Origin of the sequence: Burkholderia sp. Cy-637 (assembly GCF_011753175.1) — a bacterium.
Lineage (GTDB): Bacteria > Pseudomonadota > Gammaproteobacteria > Burkholderiales > Burkholderiaceae > Burkholderia > Burkholderia gladioli.
In genome coordinates, this window is sequence record NZ_VWWC01000385.1 from 1 (window position 1) to 1,178 (window position 1,178).

Here is a 1,178-nt window from a genome sequence, read left to right on the forward strand (position 1 = left end):
GTATCAAAGTCTAGCGTCTTTCTCGGACGCTCGTTGAGCCGCCTTGCTATCGCGTTGAGCGTGGCCTGGGAATAGTCCGAGAGATCAATTCCTTTGGGAAGATACTGCCTCAGGAGGCCATTTGTGTTTTCGTTCGAACCACGTTGCCAAGGGCTTTGCGGATCACAAAAATAGACCTTCACGTCAGTGGCCACGGTGAAGCGCTTGTGATCGGCCATCTCTTTGCCTCGATCCCAGGTCAGCGATTTGTATAGCTCCAGAGGAAGCTTGTCGGCGTGCCGAATCAGTGCATCGATGACCGCTTTCGTGTCCTTACTGGCAACCTTCACCAGCATCACGAAGCGGCTTTGACGCTCGACAAGCGTGGCAATTTGGCTGTTCGCGTTTCCGAATAGCAGATCGCCTTCCCAATGCCCCGGTATCGCACGATCCTCTGCTGTCGCGGGGCGCTCGCTAATCGGGACGGTGTCGCAGATTTTGCCGTGATCACCGGTCTTCATTGTGTGATGACGTGAACGGCGCATGGCTCGCGAGCGTCGTAAATGTTCGAGCAACTCCTTCTTGAGCGCACCGCGAGCTTGTATGTAGAGACTGCGGTATATGGTTTCGTGCGACACCTGGTAGTCTCTGTTGACCGCGTATACATGCTTAAGCCAACCGGCAATTTGTTCGGGCGACCATTGCAGCCGGAGCTTGCCTGCCACGACCCGCGCGAGCTCCTTATTTTTGACTAGCTTGCAGACTTGGGGGCGATGAGCTCGCTCCCGAGCAAGTTCATCAGCATTGCTCGCCCGATAGCCTTGCATGCCTCCGTTGCGCCCGAATTCACGACTAATGGTGGACGGCGCACGTCCAAGTCGATTCGCAATTGTGCGCATCGACTCGCCGGCAACTACAGCGCGCGAAATCTCTTCTCTCTCGGCGAGGGTCAGTGCCAACCTCGAACGGTGCCGTGGCTTCGGTTGTATGCCGCCCGTTTCGGCCAAAATCCCTTGCACCGAAGAATGGTTCCGATCAAACAACTGAGCGATCTTCTGCAGCGACTCGCCCGTTCGCCAGCGCTCCCACATTAACGCCTTCTGGCTATCTGTATAGTAGATCCGCCGTCTCTGTTTCATGACAACACTCCTTGCCGCTTCGCAGCTCCAAGTATGTTGCATCGACGGGTTGAATCCGCA

Annotated in this window: 1 protein-coding gene; it reads right to left on the reverse strand. The window is 55.9% G+C overall.

What is annotated here, in order from left to right; translation table 11 throughout:
- Nucleotides 1-1,118: IS30 family transposase (locus F3J10_RS35725; protein ID WP_167244057.1), on the reverse strand; the 1,118-nt coding region annotated here is incomplete at its 3' end.
- Nucleotides 1,119-1,178: the final 60 nt, after the last annotated feature.